The sequence below is a fragment of the Rhodococcus sp. IEGM 1381 genome, from assembly GCF_030056795.1.
In the GTDB taxonomy this organism is placed as follows: Bacteria; Actinomycetota; Actinomycetes; order Mycobacteriales; family Mycobacteriaceae; genus Rhodococcoides.
Genome location: NZ_JASHKQ010000002.1, coordinates 111,084 through 129,440 on the forward strand (window position 1 = coordinate 111,084; position 18,357 = coordinate 129,440).

The 18,357-nt window shown below is 64.7% G+C and carries 15 protein-coding genes; 4 read left to right on the forward strand and 11 right to left on the reverse strand.

Features of this window, described 5'->3' with window-relative positions; all coding sequences use genetic code 11:
* Positions 1 to 24: 24 nt before the first annotated feature.
* On the forward strand, positions 25 to 639 hold the full coding sequence (locus QM797_RS10525) for a TetR/AcrR family transcriptional regulator (protein WP_283275499.1): 615 nt from the start codon (positions 25 to 27) through the stop codon (positions 637 to 639).
* Between the two features lie 3 nt (positions 640 to 642).
* Here QM797_RS10525 and QM797_RS10530 read toward each other — a convergent pair whose 3' ends face one another.
* Positions 643 to 2,367, reverse strand: coding sequence for an acyl-CoA dehydrogenase family protein (locus tag QM797_RS10530; protein WP_283275501.1), 1,725 nt, complete (start codon positions 2,365 to 2,367; stop codon positions 643 to 645).
* 75 nt (positions 2,368 to 2,442) lie between these two features.
* On the reverse strand, positions 2,443 to 4,194 hold the full coding sequence (locus QM797_RS10535) for a proline--tRNA ligase (RefSeq protein WP_283275503.1): 1,752 nt from the start codon (positions 4,192 to 4,194) through the stop codon (positions 2,443 to 2,445).
* Between the two features lie 70 nt (positions 4,195 to 4,264).
* Here QM797_RS10535 and yaaA point away from each other — a divergent pair, with 70 nt between their 5' ends.
* On the forward strand, positions 4,265 to 5,008 hold the full coding sequence (yaaA, locus tag QM797_RS10540) for a peroxide stress protein YaaA (protein ID WP_283275504.1): 744 nt from the start codon (positions 4,265 to 4,267) through the stop codon (positions 5,006 to 5,008).
* On the forward strand, positions 5,005 to 6,213 hold the full coding sequence (locus QM797_RS10545; RefSeq protein ID WP_283275505.1) for a DUF2786 domain-containing protein: 1,209 nt from the start codon (positions 5,005 to 5,007) through the stop codon (positions 6,211 to 6,213). Before yaaA ends, QM797_RS10545 begins: the two co-directional genes overlap by 4 nt.
* 73 nt (positions 6,214 to 6,286) lie before the next feature.
* Here the strand turns inward: QM797_RS10545 and QM797_RS10550 are convergent, their stop codons facing one another.
* From QM797_RS10550 to QM797_RS10570, 5 genes are all read right to left on the reverse strand, one after another.
* A complete protein-coding gene (locus tag QM797_RS10550; RefSeq protein ID WP_283275796.1) occupies positions 6,287 to 7,774 on the reverse strand; it encodes an MFS transporter in 1,488 nt (495 codons plus the stop codon).
* A 7-nt stretch (positions 7,775 to 7,781) separates the two neighbouring features.
* Positions 7,782 to 9,017, reverse strand: a complete 1,236-nt coding sequence (gene cobA, locus QM797_RS10555) for a uroporphyrinogen-III C-methyltransferase (RefSeq protein WP_502942309.1) — start codon at positions 9,015 to 9,017, stop codon at positions 7,782 to 7,784.
* Positions 9,018 to 9,028: 11 nt separating this feature from the next.
* A complete protein-coding gene (locus tag QM797_RS10560; protein ID WP_283275507.1) occupies positions 9,029 to 10,711 on the reverse strand; it encodes an ATP-binding cassette domain-containing protein in 1,683 nt (560 codons plus the stop codon).
* 84 nt (positions 10,712 to 10,795) lie between these two features.
* Entirely contained in the window at positions 10,796 to 12,463 is a 1,668-nt protein-coding gene (locus tag QM797_RS10565; RefSeq protein WP_283275508.1) for a DUF7800 domain-containing protein, read from the reverse strand.
* 73 nt (positions 12,464 to 12,536) lie between these two features.
* Positions 12,537 to 13,553, reverse strand: coding sequence for a zinc-binding alcohol dehydrogenase family protein (locus QM797_RS10570; protein ID WP_283275510.1), 1,017 nt, complete (start codon positions 13,551 to 13,553; stop codon positions 12,537 to 12,539).
* A 65-nt stretch (positions 13,554 to 13,618) separates the two neighbouring features.
* Between QM797_RS10570 and QM797_RS10575 the strand changes: the two genes are divergently transcribed.
* On the forward strand, positions 13,619 to 14,008 hold the full coding sequence (locus QM797_RS10575) for a winged helix-turn-helix transcriptional regulator (protein WP_283275511.1): 390 nt from the start codon (positions 13,619 to 13,621) through the stop codon (positions 14,006 to 14,008).
* On the opposite strand, the gene QM797_RS10580 is transcribed toward QM797_RS10575, so the two are convergent.
* Genes QM797_RS10580 through QM797_RS10595 form a run of 4 tightly spaced genes read right to left on the reverse strand, consistent with a single transcriptional unit; the run spans position 13,963 to position 18,344 of the window.
* Positions 13,963 to 14,364, reverse strand: coding sequence for a cobalamin biosynthesis protein (locus QM797_RS10580; RefSeq protein WP_283275512.1), 402 nt, complete (start codon positions 14,362 to 14,364; stop codon positions 13,963 to 13,965). The two genes, QM797_RS10575 and QM797_RS10580, sit on opposite strands and share 46 nt — an antisense overlap.
* A gap of 11 nt (positions 14,365 to 14,375) precedes the next feature.
* Positions 14,376 to 15,770, reverse strand: a complete 1,395-nt coding sequence (locus QM797_RS10585; protein ID WP_283275513.1) for a cobyrinic acid a,c-diamide synthase CobB — start codon at positions 15,768 to 15,770, stop codon at positions 14,376 to 14,378.
* Complete coding sequence (cobO, locus tag QM797_RS10590) at positions 15,764 to 16,384, reverse strand: cob(I)yrinic acid a,c-diamide adenosyltransferase (RefSeq protein ID WP_283275514.1); 621 nt, start codon at positions 16,382 to 16,384, stop codon at positions 15,764 to 15,766. Before cobO ends, QM797_RS10585 begins: the two co-directional genes overlap by 7 nt.
* 10 nt (positions 16,385 to 16,394) lie before the next feature.
* Positions 16,395 to 18,344: a magnesium chelatase subunit D family protein gene (locus QM797_RS10595; RefSeq protein ID WP_283275797.1), complete on the reverse strand. Its 1,950-nt coding sequence runs from the start codon at positions 18,342 to 18,344 to the stop codon at positions 16,395 to 16,397.
* Positions 18,345 to 18,357 lie beyond the last annotated feature (13 nt).

The window sequence follows — 18,357 nt, forward strand, 5'->3', positions numbered from 1 at the left end:
GTTATCGACTGATAACCTGTCAACATGTCCGACACTCCCACGCCCAAGCCCAAAGCAACCCGGATGGACGCGGCCGACCGTCGAGAACTCGTCCTCGACGCAGCGACCCGTGCGTTCGCACGCGGGGGGTTTGCCGGAACGAGTACCGATGCGGTGGCGAAGGAAGCGGGCGTATCGCAGCCGTACGTGGTCCGGATGTTCGGAACCAAAGTCGAATTGTTTCGGCTGGTCTTTCAACGCTCCATCGACGGCATCATGACGGCGTTCGACGGAGTGCTGGCCTCGGGCCCCCTGGACCCAGCCGACGACGAGACCTGGGCCGACCTCGGCGGCGCCTACGCCGATCTGGTGGCCGATCGCGACCTGCTGATGGTCATGATGCACGGGTTCGGAGCAGGGGCGGTACCCGAGATCGGCCGTCAGGCCAGAGAAGGCATGGGCGCGATCTACAGCCAGATCCGCAACGGAACCGGGTGTTCGGAAGATCAGGCTCGGCAGTTCATCGCGCACGGAATGCTGCTCAATGTCCTGATGTCGATGCAGGCACCGGAGCATCCGGAGGACAGCGCCGGACTGCACGAGATGACGATGTGCGCGTTCGGAACCAAGCTCGTTCCAGCCGATTCCGGACAGCTGTGAAGACTACGGACGCATCTCGTACCGACCGTCGTACGTGACGACCTCGTTCCAGACCGTCTCGAAACGTCCCGCATCGACCACCGGCTTACGAACAGCATCGAGAGCCCATTGTTGTTGCGCAGCAGTCGACGACGGCTTCCCGTACAGCGCGACGGCATAACCGGAGAAGTCCCTGATCTGGAAATCGAAGATCTGGTCCATCATCTCGTTCGAGATCTCGTCGGCCTGCTCGAGCAGGAGGTGTCCGTAGACGACGAGCGAGAACAGGTGGCCCACCACGAGCAGAAAGTCGAGGTCCTTCTGCTGCGCTTCGTCGGGCGCGCACTCGGCGAGAAACGACCTGAACGCCTGCGCCTGCTCGTAGAACCGTCCGACATTGGGGATACCGGAGTGCTTCTCGTACACCGGATTCCAGTCGTGGAACCGCACCGAGCTCGCACCGCGGGCCGGACCCTGAGCGAAGAAGAAGCTGTCGTCGACCGCCTCGGTTTCGGTGCCGACGTCGGGGTAGTCGGTGGGCGAGAACATGTATGCCGGCATGAACTTGAGCATCAGCGCGACGTTGACGTGCACGGTGCCCTCGAGCTTGGGAAGTGTTCCGATCAGCTGGGCGGCCTCACGGAAGTAGGTGTTCTTCTCGTACCCCTTGGCTGCGATGACGTCGTGCAACAGCCGAACGACGGTTTCGCCCTCCGAGGTGACCTTGGCCTTGGTCATCGGATTGAACAGCAGGTAGCGCCGGTCCTCGGGTCCGGCAGCACGGAAGTAGTCCACCGCTCGGGCGCTGAAGAGTTTCATCGCGATCAGGCGCGAGTAACCGTCGACGAATGCACTACGTACGTGCGGAAAATCGGTGACGCGATTTCCGTAGAGAATTCGGTTGTTCGCATGTGTGATCGCCTCGTAGAACGCATGCTCGCAGATGCCGACCGAACCGGTGCAGAGATTGAACTTGCCGACGTTCACCGTGTTCAGTGCCGCCGAGAAGGCATCGGCACCGGTGTGCAGAATGTCCTGCTTGCGGACGGGGTAGCTCTCGAGCGAGAACGTACTGACGTACATCTGACCGTGTACGACACTTTCGCGCAGCAGATACGCGGGATGCGTGCTGTCGGCTACGAAGAACACGTACGAATCCGGTCCCTCGATATCGGTGCGCCGACCGAACACCGACACCATCCCGGCCACGTTGCCGTTTCCGATGTAGTACTTCTCCCCCGATGCGGTGAACTCGAGGCCGGCGTCGTCGATGGCGGGCGTCAACAGCATGTCGGTGGAATACACGTCGGCACCGTGTGCCCGCTCCGACAAGCCGAAGGCCATGACTCCGCCGCGGTCGAGTTCCATCGCTGCGCGCCGCTTGGCGTCGTCGTTGGCACTCATCCAGATCGGCCCGAGCCCGAGCACGGTGACCTGCCAGGTGTACCAGTACGCCAGACCGTAGAACCCGAGAATCTCGCTGAGCGCAGCGTTGCGCGCGGCGTCCCATCGTGTGTTCGGCGATCCGTCGGCGTACGCGGCCGGTGTGGAGAACGTTGCGAACAACTTCTGCTCGGCGACGAATTCCAGAAAGTCTGCGGGCCAGACGCTGTCGAGATCGTCCGCCAACAGCCTGCCTTTACCGCGGCTCTCGAACCATTCGATCAGTGCGCGCAGCTGTCGGCGAGAGTCCTCGTCGAGTTCGGCCGGGTCGAAGGTCTTCGGATCGAACAGCGCATACTGAGCCACGGTGTGACCTCTCCTAGTCGTTGCCCCGAAGCTACCAGCGGGTAAACGACCGCGCAGAAAGATCGCGAGACTGCCTTACGGGGTGTGCCGCACGGCCTTCACGATCTCCTCGACCGCCGAATCGATGTCCAGTTCGCGACTCTCACCGGAGAAGCGGTCACGGATCTCGACCTTGCCGCCGGCCCAGCCGCGGCCGAGAACGACCACGAGCGGAACGCCGATCAGTTCCGAGTCCTTGAACTTCACTCCCGGCGACGCCTTGCGATCGTCGAACAGAACCTCTATTCCTTGTGTATCCAGTTGCGCTGCAATGGATTCCGCACCCGTTCGCGCAGCGTCGTCCTTGTTCGCGATCACCAGATGAACATCGGCAGGCGCAACCTCGGACGGCCACCGCAGGCCCTTGTCGTCATGCATCTGCTCGGCGATCACGGCAACCAGACGCGAGACACCGACGCCGTAGGAACCCTGCACCAGGCGAACGGGCTTACCGGCCTCGCCGAGGACATCGACCGAGAACGCGTCGGTGTACTTGTACCCGAGCTGGAAGATGTGTCCGATCTCGATCCCGCGGGCGCTGACGAGCGGACCACGACCGTCGGGAGACATGTCACCGTCGCGTACCTCGGCCGCTTCGATGGTGCCGTCGGGAACGAAGTCACGACCGGCCACGAGGTTCACCACATGCTTGCCCTTGATATCCGCGCCGGTGATCCACGACGTCCCGTCGACGACCCTCGGGTCCACGAGATAGCGAACTCCGTTGGCCTGCAACGCGCGCGGTCCGATGTACCCCTTGATCAGGAACGGATTGGCCGCGAAATCCGCGTCGGTCAGCAAGGCGAACTCGGCGGGTTCGAGCGATGCTTCGAGCCGCTTCTCGTCCACCTCACGGTCGCCGGGCAGGCCGACGGCGAGCAACTCCCACTCCCCCTCGGCATTGCGGACCTTGAGCAGGATGTTCTTGAGAGTGTCGGCCCCGGTGACGGTGCGGCCCAGATCGGCACCGTTGGCCCACTCGACGAGAGTCGCGATGGTCGGGGTATCGCCCGTCTCGTAGTCGACCGCAGCCGGCTGCCCCTCGATGGGGAGCGGCTCGGGTGCCGGTGTCGTGACGGCCTCCACGTTGGCCGCGTAACCCGACTCGACGCATCGAACGTACGTGTCTTCGCCGATGTCGCTCTCGGCAAGGAATTCCTCGGAGGCACTGCCGCCCATGGCACCGGACGTCGCAGCGACGATGACATAGGAGACGCCGAGCCTGGCGAAGATGCGCTGGTAGGCCTCGCGATGGGCGGCGTAGGACTTCTTCAGTCCGTCCTCGTCCATATCGAAGGAGTACGAGTCCTTCATGACGAATTCGCGGCCGCGCAGAATGCCTGCGCGGGGGCGCTCCTCGTCACGGTATTTGGTCTGGATCTGGTACAGCGTGACCGGAAGATCCTTGTACGAGTTGTACTCGGCCTTCACCGTCAGTGCGAACAGCTCTTCGTGGGTGGGCCCCAGCAGCATGTCGTTGCCCTTGCGGTCCTGCAGCCGGAACAGCGCGTCGCCGTATTCGGTCCACCGATTGGTGGTCTCGTAGGGCTCGCGCGGCAGCAGAGCGGGCAAGCAGATCTCCTGAGCGCCGATGGCGTTCATCTCCTCGCGCACGACGCGTTCGACCTGGCGCAGCACCCGCAGACCCAGCGGGAGCCAGGAGTAGACACCCGGCGCGATACGACGAACGTAACCGGCGCGGACCAACAGCTTGTGACTGTCGACCTCGGCATCGGCCGGGTCGTCGCGAAGGGTACGGAGGAACAGCTGCGAAAGACGGGTGATCACGGGTTGTCAGACTAGTCGGTTGCGCAGCACCTGTGAGCAGGTGGCCGTGCAGTGAGTAGCCTTGACTACCGTGCTGATTCTGCTTCCTCCCTCCGAGACGAAGTCCGACGGCGGTTCCGGAGCACCCCTCGATCTGGACCGACTGGCGTTGCCGTCGTTGTTGCCCCTCCGCCGAAAGCTCGCCGACGCCGTGGTCGAGCTCTCCGGCGACGTCGACGCCTCCATCACCGCACTCGGCCTCGGCCCTACCCAGGTCGACGAGATCGAACGCAACGCCCGATTGTGGACCTCCCCCACCACGCCCGCCCTGCAGCGGTACACCGGCGTGCTCTACGACGCACTCGATGCGCCGTCGTTCACCAGGGCCGGTCGCGCCCGAGCGGACGCGAGATTGTGGATCGGCTCGGCGTTGTTCGGAGCCGTCCGCGCGTCCGATCCGATTCCGTCGTATCGGCTCTCCGGCGGATCGACGATTCCCGACTTCGGCACGCTGCGATCACACTGGAAGCCGGAGCTCTCCGATGCCATATGCGCCGAAGACGAAGGCATCGTCGTCGACCTGCGCTCGGGCACCTATCAACAGCTCGGTCCCGTCCCGGGCGCGATCACCGCGACAGTGCTCACCGAGAAGCCGAATGGCACGCGTTCGGTGGTGAGCCACTTCAACAAGCATCACAAGGGACTGTTGGCACGCGCGTTGACCCTGACCACCGCCGAGCCCAAAGACGTGAAAGCCGTTGCGCGCGTGGCATCGAAAGCGGGTCTTCGAGTCGAAGTGGCGTCGACGACCGAACTGATCGTGCTCACCGAATGAGCGATATTCCCGGTCTGCTCCGCACGGGAGCCGACGCGTCCGTGGGCAAGACCAAGAGCCAACGCGTCGCCGACGACGTCGCCGACCGGCTGGTGTCGCTGGATGCAACCGAGTTCGGCACGCGGGCGCTGACGAACATGATCGAGGCCCTGTACCAAAACGGTTGGCAGCCGCTGGATTTGGTGCATGTTGTGCGGCGTCAGCATACGATGGCCGTGACCACCCTCGCGGCGGCGGCACTGCTGCATCAAGCCGATCTCACCGATGCGGACTCGCGGGCCCCGCAGGACTGGGTGGATCAGATGTCCTCCATCTGCGAACAGTTCCCGAAAATTGCGACGAGGGTCGAGTCCACCCCCGACTTCCTGACCGCATATCTGACCTCCTCCGGTAAGTCCGATTACATCGCTGCCAGTGATCAGTGGCTCGACGTGCTCACGCTGCTCGGGCAATGGCAGACACTCCCCCGGTGGCCTCAGCTAGGCCCCAAGCCATCCCTCTGGCCGCGCACTCGTCCCACGGTGACGGGTGTTGCCGGCTCCGACTCACCGAACACCAAGATGCTGAGCAAGATTCGCGGCCTACTGGCCAAGGCCGACGCCACGGACTTCGAGGAGGAGGCCGAGACGCTGACGGCCAAGGCGCAGGAGCTGATGACGCGCTACTCGATCGACACCATGCTGCTCTCCCAGGGACACATCGACATTCACGGCCGGCGGGTACATGTCGACGGCCCCCATGCCCCAGCCAAGGCGCAACTGCTGCACGTCGTCGGGAGCGCCAACCGCGTCAAGGCGATCTGGGACCCGGAGTTCGCCGTCGCAACCCTGGTCGGAGCTCCGGTGGATGTGGAACAAACCGAGTTGCTGTTCACCTCTCTGCTGGTCCAGGCAACTCGCGCCCTCGGGCATTCACCGCAGGCGAAGAAGCGCAAAAAGGCCGGATCGGCAGCGTTCGGCAAGGCATTCCTGTACGCATATGCCGTCCGCATCGGCGACCGCCTCACCGACGCCGATGCACACGCACTGGAGGAGGTCGCGGTCGACTCGGCCGATCTGCTCCCTGTTCTGGCTGCGCAGACCGTCGCCGTCGAGGCCGAATTCGATCGACTGTTCCCGACGGCGAAGCCGATGCGCGGTCCACGCCTGGACGCCGAGGGCTGGGATTCGGGCCAGGCCGCGGCCGACGACGCCCACATCGGTTGACGATTGCCCACGGAATATTCGGTTGCCTACCTGTACAGGTGGGCATCCGAATATCTTCTGGGCAAACAAACCCTCAGCCCTTCTGCGCGTCTTCCTGCGCGGCCTGGGCCTGGGCGACCTGCTGCGGGGTGAATCGGATGAAGAGGGCCGCGAGGCCGGCTATCACGGCGCAGACGGCGCAGCAGAACAGCGCGAACATGTAGCCGGAACTCAGTGCATCGAGTTGGCTGTCGTTCATCAGTGTCGCCGGCCCGGATGTCCCGCCCAGCGAGATGGTGCGCGAGGTGACCAACGCACCGATGACGGCCAAGGCCAGCGGGCCACCGAGGGTTTGAGCAACCAAGGAAATCGCCGTCAACGGCCCTATCTCGGTGGGGCTCACCCCCGCGATGGCACACAGCGGGAGCGGCACCACCGTCAGGCCGACACCGAAGCCGATGCCGATGACGGGAAAGAACAGTCCGGGAAAGTACGACGAGTCCGCGTTCATCGTCGTGACCGACACCATGAGCCAGCCGACCATGATGACGGCACCGCTCAGAATCAACCAGCGGGGAGCGATTCGGGTCACCAGTTGCGAAGCCAGGAAGGCCGCGGCGCCGAGTCCGAAGGCGAACGGCACGAACGCCAGACCGGCATGAAGCGGGCTGTATCCCAGGATGTCCTGAACGAACAGGGCCACGTACGCGGCGAGGCAGAACATCACTCCGCCGGCGAAGAAGATGGCCACGAAGGTCGCGACCCGATCCCGGTTGCGGAACAGCGAGAACGGCAGAAGCGGATTGTCGGCACGACGCTCGACCAGAAGGAACAGTCCGAGAAAGAGCAATCCGGCGATCAGCGAGACGATGACGATCGGGCTGGTCCAGCCCAGTTCGGTGCCCTCGCTCAAGGCCAGGACCACGCCGGTGCAGCCCAGTGTGGCCAGAATCGCGCCGGGAACGTCGAGGGGCAACTTCGCGCCCACCGTCTCCTGCAGCGACACGACCGCGAGCACCACGATGACCACACCGATCGGCACGTTGATCAGGAAGATCCAGCGCCAGGACACCTCGGTCAACGCACCGCCGATTATGAGCCCGGCAATGGAACCGACACCCGTCATGGCCGCATAGATCGCGATGGCTTGATTTCGCACCGGGCCGGGTGCGAAGGTGGTCGCCACCAGCGCAAACGCCGTAGGCGACGCCACCGCGGCCCCGACCCCCTGGAGCGCGCGGGCTGCTACCAGCGTGGCTTCGTTGACCGCGAGACCGCACAGCAGAGACGCGATCGTGAACAGCACGACGCCGGCCAGGAACATCTTCTTGCGCCCGAATGCATCGCCGAGCCTGCCGCCGAGCAGCATCAGCCCACCGAAAGCCAGAGCATAGGACGTCAACACCCAGTTGCGACCGGCGTCGGACAGTCCCAGGTCCGCCTGCAACGGTGCCAGGGCCAGGTTGGCGACGGTGCCGTCGAGCACAACCATCAACTGCAGGCCGCTCAGGACTATGATCGCCATCCCGAACGCTCGGGTCGTCACCGGATATTTGATCTCGGTGGCGGAGGTCTGGGACATCGAAGACTCAGGCACGAGCGTTCACGTTACCGGCGTTCACGGAAAAACCGGCAACAGTCCCGATAACCACAATGGCAGGAGGCCTGATCCCTGCTTCACGAACGGCCTCGGCGACGGTGCTCAGGTCCGCCCGAACTTCCCGCTGAGTACGCATGGTTCCCTCCTGCACAACGATGACCGGGGTGTCCGACGGCCGTCCGCCGGCGACGAGCACCTCGGCGAACTTCCCGATACGCTCGACGGCCATCAGCAGCACGATCGTGCCCTTGAGCTTGGCGAGCGCGTCCCAGTCGACCAACGAATCGGGGTGATCGGGTGCCACGTGACCACTGACGACCACGAACTCGTGGGTGACGGCGCGATGCGTCACCGGAATGCCTGCGGACGAGGGCACCGAGATGGCACTGGTGATGCCGGGCACGACGATCACGGGGATTCCCTCGGCAGCCAGCGCTTCGAGCTCCTCGTATCCCCGACCGAACACGTAGGGGTCACCGCCCTTGAGCCGAACGACGAATTTGCCTGCTTTGGCGCCGTCGATCAACGCTTGATTGATCGCTTCCTGCGCCATGGCACGGCCGTATGGAATCTTCGAGGCATCGATGACCTCCACGTGCGGCCCCAGTTCGGCCAACAGCTCGGGCGGTGCGAGCCGATCGGCCACCACGACGTCGGCATAAGCGAGCAGCCTGCGCCCGCGGACAGTGATGAGGTCCGGATCGCCGGGTCCGCCGCCGACCAGCGCGACGCCCGTCAACGGCGCATGGGCCGAGTCGGCGACCACACCGGACTGCAGAGCTTCGACGACGGCATTGCGTACTGCGGCCGATCGACGGTGCTCGCCGCCGGCGAGGACACCGAGGGTCAGCCCGTCCCATTCGGCTGAGGCCGGGGTGACCGCGGTGCCGTCCTTGGCGATGTCGGCTCGAACGCAGAAGATCTTGGACGCGGTGGCCTCGGCGACGATAGCGATGTTGGTGTCGGCCTCGTCGGTGCACGCGACGGCATACCAGGCGTCGGCGAGGTCGCCCTCGCGGTAGTCACGCAACTCGATGGTCACCTGACCGGCCGTCGCCATCGCCTCCACAGCGGGCGTCGCCTCCCGAGTGATGACGTGTACCACGGCACCACAGGAGATCAGCAGCGGCAATCGACGCTGCGCGACGGTGCCGCCGCCGACCACGACGACGCGTCGACCTTCCAGATTGAGGCCGACCAGATAGGGAGAGTCAGTCGCGTTCACGAGAGGAAACGCTACCGCGCGCGCTGCACCCGCTTTTCGTCCCATATGGGCTCATCGGATTCGTAGGCCTGACCGGTGCTGCCGAACACGAGGAATCGATCGAAACTACGGGCGAACCAGCGGTCATGGGTGACCGCGATCACGGTGCCCTCGAACGCCGCGATCGCGTCCTCGAGGGCATCGGCGGACACGAGGTCGAGGTTGTCGGTCGGCTCGTCCAGCAGCAGCAGCGTTGCACCGGAGAGTTCGAGAAGCAGGATCTGCACGCGGGCCTGTTGGCCGCCCGAGAGATTGTCGTAGGACTGCTCGGCAGCACGGGCCAGACCGTAGCGGTCCAGTGCCCGGCCCGCGGCTTCCCGGCCCATGCCGTCACGGTGTTCGTTGCCCATATGCAAGATGTCGAGCAGCGTGTTGCCCGCGAGATCCGGGCGAGTGTGGGTTTGCGCGAACAGTCCCGGACGCACGCGCGCACCGAGGACCGCCGTGCCGGTATGAGGCACGGGGTCGAGTGCCAGTTCCTGGACCGGCTCGTGCTCCTTCTCCGGGTCGGTACCACCGTTGGCGAGCAGCCGCAGAAAGTGCGACTTGCCGGAACCGTTGGACCCCAACACCGCAACGCGGTCTCCGTACCAGATTTCGGTGTCGAAAGGCTTGATCAGACCGGTCAATTCCAGAGCAGTGCACACCAACGCACGCTTGGCCGTTCGCCCTCCACGCAGCCGTACGGTGACGTGCTGTTTGAGCGGTACCGCCTCCGGGGGTCCGGCCTCCTCGAACTTGGCCAAGCGGGTCTGGGACGCGTGGTATCGGGCGGCTACCCCGTCGTTGAATTTGGCCTTCTCACGCAGACGCAGCACGAGCGCACGAAGTTTGACCAGTTCCTCGTCCCACCGCCGCCGCAATTCGTCGAGACGAGCATTCCGGTCCTCACGTGCGGCGTGATAGGTCGCGAACCCCCCACCGTGCACCCAGGACGTCGCACCGCTCACACCCGGTTCGAGGGTCACGATTCGGTTCGCGGCGTTGGCGATCAGTTCGCGATCGTGGCTGATGAACAGTACCGACTTGTCCGAGTCGCGAATGGTCGCCTCGAGCCAACGCTTGCCAGGCACGTCGAGATAGTTGTCCGGCTCGTCGAGAAGCAACAGATTGTCGGGCCCCGCGAAGAGTGCTTCGAGCACCAGACGCTTCTGTTCACCGCCACTGAGCGTCGACGCGGCACGCCACTTGGCCCGGTCGAACGGCATGCCCAGTGCGGCGGTGGTGACCTTGTCCCAGAACGGCTCGAGATCGTAACCGCCGACGTCACCCCAATCCGACAGTGCCTGGGCGTACTTCATCTGGGTCTTCTCGTCGTCGATCTCGATCATCGTGTTCTCGGCATCGTCGAGTGCCGCAGCCGCACCGCGGACGGCCGGCGACGCAACGGAGAGCAGCAGGTCGCGCACGGTCGAGTCGTCGCGCAATTGACCGACGAACTGCCGCATCACGCCGAGCGAGCCGGAACTCGACACCGAACCCTCGTCGGCGGTCTCGTCGCCCGCGATGATCCGCGTCAGTGTCGTCTTGCCGGTTCCGTTCGGGCCGATCAATGCCGTCTTGGCACCGTCGCCCACTCGAAATCCGACTCCGTTCAACAGCTGCCTGCCGTCGGGCAGGAAGTACACGATGTCGTTGAGTTCGAGGTGCGCCACAACGAACCAGCCAACCTCATCGGCCCTTCGATGGCCAATCGTTTACGACTGCGCTCGTCTCTTCAGGCGAGGGCCAAGTGTTCTCTAGGCGAGGGCCAGGGTCGACGTCTCGGTCAGAACCTGCTCACCGGCATCGTCGACGTGAGCATGGCGCACCTGCAACCGCGCCGAATCACCGTGCAGGGTCAACAGCATGACGCCGTTGTCGAACCACGGTCCCGCCTCTGCCTGCCATTCGACTCCGGAGGGGCCTACGTGCGCGGCTCGAGCGAGTTTCGACAGAATCCGAGCTGCAGGACGTTTGATGGCCAGCTTGTTGACCGCGCGGATCGGGAGATCGAGCGGATTGCGGAACGGAGACATGGTCAGTTGATAGGTGGCAGGCACATCTTGCCCACCGACACCGAAGTTCGCGTTCGCCACGTAGGAGCAATGCACGTCGCCGGACAGCCACATGATGGAGGCCGGCTTGTTCTCGCCGCGGGAGAGCTCACGAGTCAACGCCGCCATGTCGTTGAACGAATTGGTGAAGGCGGCCCAGTGTTCGAGGTCGAGCCCGATTCGCATCTTCTCGGCCACCTTGGCCGGCATGGAACCCCAACTACCCTGCGCCACAGCCTCGTTCCACTGTTCCAGGTAGTGCAGTGCAGGCAGCATGAGGTAGGGCAGCGAAGAACCGAACAGCAGGTGCCGCGGAGTCGCTTCGAGCGCGCGCTCGCGTACCCACGCCCACTCCTTCTCGTCGACCATCTCTCTGTTGTTCGGATCCAGGTTTCGCGAGCACCGCGAATCGATCATGATCAGCCGCGTATCGCCGAAGTCGCGGTAGAAACTCCAGCGTCCGGTTTCGGGATGGCGGTCGATTCGTAAAGCGAAGTCGGACAGCAACTTCTCCCGCTCTGCGTCGTTGGCGGCCGATCGAACCGCGGCGTACATCTCGTCCTGAGCCAACTCCTTCGGCGACAGATTGCCCAGGTGTTGATACACCCAGTACGACGAGTACGCGCCGATCACGCGATCGTTCCACCACGGCCGAGTCACGATGTCCCGACGCCAGGACGCGGACGAATTCCAGTCGTCACGCAGATCGTGGTCGTCGAGGATCATGCACGACGGGATGCTCGCCATCAGTGTTCGGACCGGTTCGAGTCCCCACGATTCCCGGTACAGCCAGGAGTACTCCTCGAAATCGCAGATCTCGTTCTCTGCATCGGTACCGACCGCGCTTGTCGGCCCCTGCCCCGACTGCCGTCGCGCCTGCAGGCGTTCGACGATCTCCGGCGACGGGTCGTCGGCGTAGACCTGATCACCGAGAAGCAGCAATGCCTGCGGCCACCGACTCGGATCCTCCTCGATCAGCGCGTTGCCCAGTCCGGCCAACGCGTCGGCTCCGATCTGTTTCAGAGATTCCTCGCTGTAGTTGTCGCCTCGCCGGCACGATCCGAACGCCAACGTGACGGGCCCCTGGGCGTCGACGGTGTGGATGGCCGCAGTATGGCCTTCACGCGGCCAGACCTTGCGCTCATCGACGAACACCTCGTAGCGCACCGCCGAATTGGCGGGTAGTCCCTCGAGCGGAACCAGCGCGTAGTGGTGGCCGTGCACACCCCAGGTTCGTTCTGCGCCGCGGACGCCGACGTCGGTCACGACCGTTACCGTCGTCGATTCGGCCATCTCGAACCAGAGGGTCGCAGTCTCGGTACCGACGTATCGAACGATCGGGCCGAGAAGGACAAGGCTGTCGGAGGTCATTCGATTCACAGTGCCCTCGTCGGCCGGATTTCGCCAGTCAGTCTGTGGATTTCGACACTCGGTCGACCAGTTTTCACTCAACCTCGGCGACCACCACCTTGCCACGCACGTGGCCATCCTCCACGATCCGGTGCGCAGCGCGCAGCTGCTCGGCATCGAGGGGTCTCAGCACTGTCGTCGCCGTTGTCCGCATCGTCCCGGCGTCGATCATGTCGGCGACTGCAGTCAACAGTTCGTGTTGCCGAATCCGGTCCGCGGTTCCGGCAAGCGCTCGCGCGAACATGAACTCCCAATGCCAGGAGAGCGATTTCGACTTCAATGCCAGAACATCGAGGCGCTCGGGATCATCGATGGCAACGACCTGACCGAACGGCTTCAACAACTCGACGTAGGTCTCGACCTGACCCGAGGAATGCGTGGTGAATACGAATTCGATCCCCTCGGGAGCAAGAGCGCGCACGCTCTTGCGCAGATTCTCACGGCGGTCGACTACCTCGTGAGCACCGAGCGAGCGCACCCACGCTTCCCCGTCCGCATCCGAGACGGTCGCGATGAGCTTCAGCCCTGGCACCAGTGCCCGAATCAGTTGCAAAACCATCGATCCCACGCCGCCGGTCGCACCGACCATCAACAGCGTTCCAGTGGATTCGGTGGTGATTCGCAGTTTGTCGAACAATCCTTCCCAGGCCGTGATGGCTGTCAACGGGAGCGCGGCCGCGCCTGCGAAATCGAGGCTGGCCGGCTTTTTGGCAACTATCTTCTCGTCGACCGCGTGCAGGTGTGAGTTCGTCCCTGGCCTGGCAATGCTCCCCGCGTAAAAGACCTCGTCGCCCGGAGCGAACATCTCGACATCGGTCCCGACGGCTCGGACCACTCCTGCGGCGTCGTAGCCCAGGATCTTCGGCTGACCCCCCGGGTCGGTACCGGCGCGAACCTTTACATCGACCGGATTGACCGATACGGCGAGAACTTCCACGAGTAGGTCGCTCGGTCCGAGAACAGGAACCGGAGCGACGACGTCGGTCAAGCTCGCTGGGTCGTCGATCGGGAGTGGGCGGGTGTACGCGACTGCTTTCATCGTTTCGGTCATTCTCACAGCGTGGACCGGCCACCCTGGTTACCGTCAAGGGCACCTAGTTCCCAATAGGTACTATGATGCCATTCGATACTGGACGCCGCGCCAAGTACACCGACGAAAGATCACCGATGACCGACTGCGAACGCAACGACGTGTATGCCGCCGCGTGCCCGTGCCGAGACATGCTCGACCTGCTGGCAAACAAGTGGAGCGCCCTCATTATCGGCGTGCTCGAGTCGGGTCCCCTGCGATTCGGCGCGATCAAGAATGCGCTCGACGGGGTGAGCCCGAAGGTCCTGACTCAGTCGCTACGCCGCCTCGAGGAGCACGGACTGCTCACACGCACAGTCTTTCCCGAGGTTCCACTGCGTGTCGAGTACCGACTCACCCCGTTGGGGTCGAGTGCATCGGCTCCGCTGGCTCATCTTCGCGATTGGGTGGAGGACAACGTCGCCGTTAGCACCTGACCGCCGGTCACACCAGCCACGGCAACGGTGATCGCGCTCCGAACCGTCCTGGGCACCAGCGTCTCGGCCGAGCCCGCAGCGAGGAGCGCGGCGGCCTCTGCCACGCTTCCCGTCCCCACCGCGCGAGATACCCGATCCGAGGACGTCACGGTCCGCGCTACAGACAGTTCCGCGGCCGTGAAGGTAATCGCCCGAACCCCCATGCTCGACGCCACCGCCGCCACCAGATCCGCTTTCCTGTCGATCGAGGCGATGGCCTCGACCCGCCAATCCGGCCGCAGTACAGCCGCGATCGCGTAAACCATCTCGGCCGCATCGACACCTGCTCGGGCACCGATTCCGACCACGACCCGCATCGCCGACGAGCCTAGACGCGCGCGTAATCGACTGCGCCGGAGACGAATCGGGTGATGGACTCGGGATTTCCCGCGGCATGTGTGTGCAGGTAGGACGCATGCACTCCGCCGCGGACGAAGCCTTCGCGAGCGGCGGTTCTGCCGTCCGGTCGCTGCCGATGCCAACCCCAGGCCGCCGGGGCGGCCTCGCGCACTGCGACGAGCTTCGTGCGATGGAACTCGTGGCCGGTGACACGGGTTCCCGCGTCGAACAGAGGCGACGCTTCGAGGGCGACCGCGTCGCGATACCCGAGAGTGAGCGTGTTCCCGAATTCCGCGTCGACATCGACGACGCCCGCCATTGCATGACCGTCCAATTGTGTCGCCAGATAGAGCAATCCGGCGCATTCTGCGTGAACGGGCAAACCCCGCGCCGCTGCCGTCCTGATGTCGGCAAGCAACAGTTCGTTCGCTGCCAGCGCGGCAGCGTGTTCCTCTGGGAATCCGCCGGGCAGCACGACTGCTGCTGTACCGGTGGGCAACCCGTCGCGTAGTGGGTCGAATACAGCGACGTCGGCCCCGGCTGCGCGCAGAAGTTCCACATGCTCGGTGTATCCGAAGGTGAATGCGGGACCACCTGCCACCGCGACGACCGGCGATCCTTCGGACCTACGAACCTCCTGTACCGGATCCCACTCCGGCGCGAGTATCGACGAGCGAGCCAAGGCGCTCACTGCCTCCACATCGACGAACTGTGCCACCAGTGCGCTCATCGCATCGACCGCATCGGTGGCGGCTCCACCGTGTTCGACGGCGGTGATCAGGCCCAGATGTCGTGACGGAACGACCAATTCGCTCATTCTCGGCAACGCGCCGAGCAACGGCACACCCACCCGCTCGCACGCTTGACGCAACACATCCTGATGGCGTTCGCTGCCGACCCGGTTGAGGATCACACCGCCTATACGAACGCTGGGGTCGAACGTCGAGAACCCGTGCAGCACAGCCGCGAGCGACTGACTGTGGCCGCGGGCGTCGATCACAAGAATCACCGGGGCACCGAGCATCGCCGCCACCCGTGCGGTCGATCCCTCGGCGGACGCCTCCCCGGGGCCGGTCATGTCGATCTTGCCGTCGAACAGTCCCATGACGCCTTCGACGACCGCGATGTCGCAGCCCCGGCTGCCGTGCCGAAAAAGGGGTCCGATTCGATCGGCACCCACCATGACCGCATCGAGATTGCGTCCGGGGAGCCCGGCCGCCAGACCGTGATAGCCGGGGTCGATGTAATCCGGACCCACCTTGAACGGTGCGACCTTTCGGCCGGCAGCACGTAGTGCGCCCATCAGCCCGGTGGCCACCGTTGTCTTACCGCTGCCCGAGGCAGGGGCCGCGATGACCACGGCGGGGCACGACGGATTCACCATTCGATTCCTCGCTGACCTTTGCGGCCGGCATCCATCGGATGCTTGACCTTGTCCATCTCGGTGACCAGATCCGCGGCCTCGATGAGCTCACGGGGCGCATCCCGGCCGGTGATGACGACGTGTTGGTTGCCCGGCCGATGCGTCAGAACCTCGACCACCTCCGCCACATCGACCCAACCCCACTTGAGCGGGTAGGTGAACTCGTCCAACACGTAGAAGCGGTGTGACTGCTGCTCGATCCGCCGGGCGATCTCCCGCCAGCCCTCGGCCGCTGCCTCGGCATGGTCCACGTCACTGCCCTTCTTGCGAGTCCACGACCAGCCCTCGCCCATCTTGTGCCATTCGACGGCTCCGCCGATACCGGTGCTCTCGTGCAGGTCGCCGAGAGTCCGAAACGCCGCTTCCTCGCCGACTTTCCACTTGGCACTCTTGACGAACTGGAACACTCCGACGTCGAACCCTTGGTTCCACGCCCGCAACGCCATGCCGAACGCAGCGGTCGATTTCCCTTTGCCCGGGCCGGTATGGACGGCGAGGACGGGCAGATTGCGGCGCTGACGCGTCGTGAGTCCGTCCTGCGGAACAGTGCCGGGAGCGGGTACACCCTGAGGCATCGCGCGCCCCCTACGCCGCTGCGCGGACGACGGCGGTGACCTGTTCGGCCGACAGATCTTCCAGCGCCACGTAGCCACCACCGAGGCGGGCCGCGAAATCGGCGGCCAGGCCGAGACGGACCATTCCCGATTCGCAGTCGACGACGACCGAGGCGATCTTGTCCGACGCGATACGTCCTGCGGCTATGCGCGCTCGTCCGACGGGGTCGGTGCCTCCGGTCGCTCGGCCGTCGGTCAGAGCAACCAGCAATGCGCGGCGCAGCGGGTCTCGAACCCGTTCTCGTAGAACCAGATCCCGGGCCTTCAGAAATCCCTGCGCCAACGGAGACCGACCACCGGTCTTCATGTTGCGCAACCGCGTCACGGCCACATCCACCGATGACGTCGGCGGCAATACCGTCTCGGCTTCCTTACCGCGCACGGTGATGACGGCGACCTTGTCACGGCGTTGATACGCATCGCGCAACAACGACAGCACCGCACCGGTCACCGCGGAGAGTCGATCTCGTGCCGCCATCGATCCCGAGGCATCGACGACGAAGACGATCAAGTTGCCCTCTCGCCCCTCCTTGATCGCGCCCCGCAGATCGGCAGGCTCGAGCTTCAACCGGCCGGAGGTGCGGCCGCGGACGACCTGCTGCTCCGCGGCGGCGAACAACGTGCCGATCAGATGCAGGCCTTTGCCTCGCTCGACTGTGGGCCGTACCGACCGTCCGTGTGTGGAGCGTGACCGCGAGCGTCGACCCGGCGCGCCCTCTCCCACTCCGGGAACCTCGAGCAGCCGGGCCTTGAACTGGGCACCCGGAGTTCCTGCCTGCTTGTTCTTGCCCGCTCCCGAAGGCTGTGGCTCAGGAGTGCGCGGCTCCGAGGTCTCGGTGTCGGGCGACGACGGGGAAGACTCCGAACGCTCGGTCCCTTCGGCACTGTCCGGCACCGGCGCTCCCCCGTCGCCGTCGGGCGTCGGGTCGGGATCTGGATCCGGTTGCTGCTCGGCCTGTTCCGCGGCGTCGCGCATGGCGTCGTCCAACTGCTTGTCGTCGATGCCCGGCTCGTCGAACGGATCGCGTCGACGCCGATGCGGTAGTGCCAGCTCTGCGGCGACCCGCACGTCTTCCTCGGCCACCTCGCTGGCACCCCGCCACGCCGCGTGGGCGGACGCAGTGCGAGCCAGCACCAGATCGGCGCGCATGCCGTCGACGTCGAAGGACGCGCAGAGGGCCGCGATGCGCCGAAGCTCCTTGTCGCTCAACTCCACATCGTCGAGGATCTTCCGTGCGGCCAGAATCTGCTCGGCCACCGCGATGTCGTCGTCGCGGAACTGGGCGGCGAACGCGTCCGGATCGCGCTCGTAGTTCATCCGGCGGCGGACGACGTTCATCCGAACATCCACATCGCGCGATGCCGTCACGTCCACTGCGAGACCGAACCGGTCGAGCAGCTGCGGTCGCAGCTCACCCTCCTCGGGATTCATCGTGCCGACCAAGACGAATTGTGCTGGGTGCGAATGTGATACACCGTCACGCTCGACGTGTACGCGACCCATCGCGGCCGCGTCGAGCAATACGTCGACCAGGTGATCGTGCAGCAGATTGACTTCGTCGACGTAGAGAACTCCGCGATGCGCGGCCGCAAGCAGGCCAGGTTGGAAGGCACGTTCGCCGTCACGCAGCACCTTCTCGAGGTCGATGGACCCGACCACTCGATCCTCGGTGGCACCGACCGGAAGCTCGACGAGCTTCGCCGGCCGCGATCCATCCTCGTCTTCCACTGCCGGCAGCAGCGTCGCGAGCGCACGCACCACGGTCGATTTGGCGGTGCCTTTCTCGCCGCGGACCAGTACACCGCCGATACCGGGATGCACGGCGCACAGAATCAGCGACAACCGCAGTTGGTCCTGTCCGACGATCGCACTGAACGGATATCCCGGTTCGGGAACACTTCCACCTTGCTGCACAGCTATGTCCCTTCGTGCC

Coding starts and splice junctions, on each gene's coding strand:
- QM797_RS10585 (WP_283275513.1), bottom strand. CDS start 15,770: ATGGTGAATCCGTCGTGCCCCGCCGTGGTCATCGCGGCCCCTGCCTCG.
- QM797_RS10545 (WP_283275505.1), top strand. CDS start 5,005: ATGAGCGATATTCCCGGTCTGCTCCGCACGGGAGCCGACGCGTCCGTG.
- QM797_RS10580 (WP_283275512.1), bottom strand. CDS start 14,364: ATGCGGGTCGTGGTCGGAATCGGTGCCCGAGCAGGTGTCGATGCGGCC.
- QM797_RS10565 (WP_283275508.1), bottom strand. CDS start 12,463: ATGACCTCCGACAGCCTTGTCCTTCTCGGCCCGATCGTTCGATACGTC.
- QM797_RS10550 (WP_283275796.1), bottom strand. CDS start 7,774: ATGTCCCAGACCTCCGCCACCGAGATCAAATATCCGGTGACGACCCGA.
- QM797_RS10525 (WP_283275499.1), top strand. CDS start 25: ATGTCCGACACTCCCACGCCCAAGCCCAAAGCAACCCGGATGGACGCG.
- QM797_RS10570 (WP_283275510.1), bottom strand. CDS start 13,553: ATGACCGAAACGATGAAAGCAGTCGCGTACACCCGCCCACTCCCGATC.
- QM797_RS10575 (WP_283275511.1), top strand. CDS start 13,619: ATGCCATTCGATACTGGACGCCGCGCCAAGTACACCGACGAAAGATCA.
- cobO (WP_283275514.1), bottom strand. CDS start 16,384: ATGCCTCAGGGTGTACCCGCTCCCGGCACTGTTCCGCAGGACGGACTC.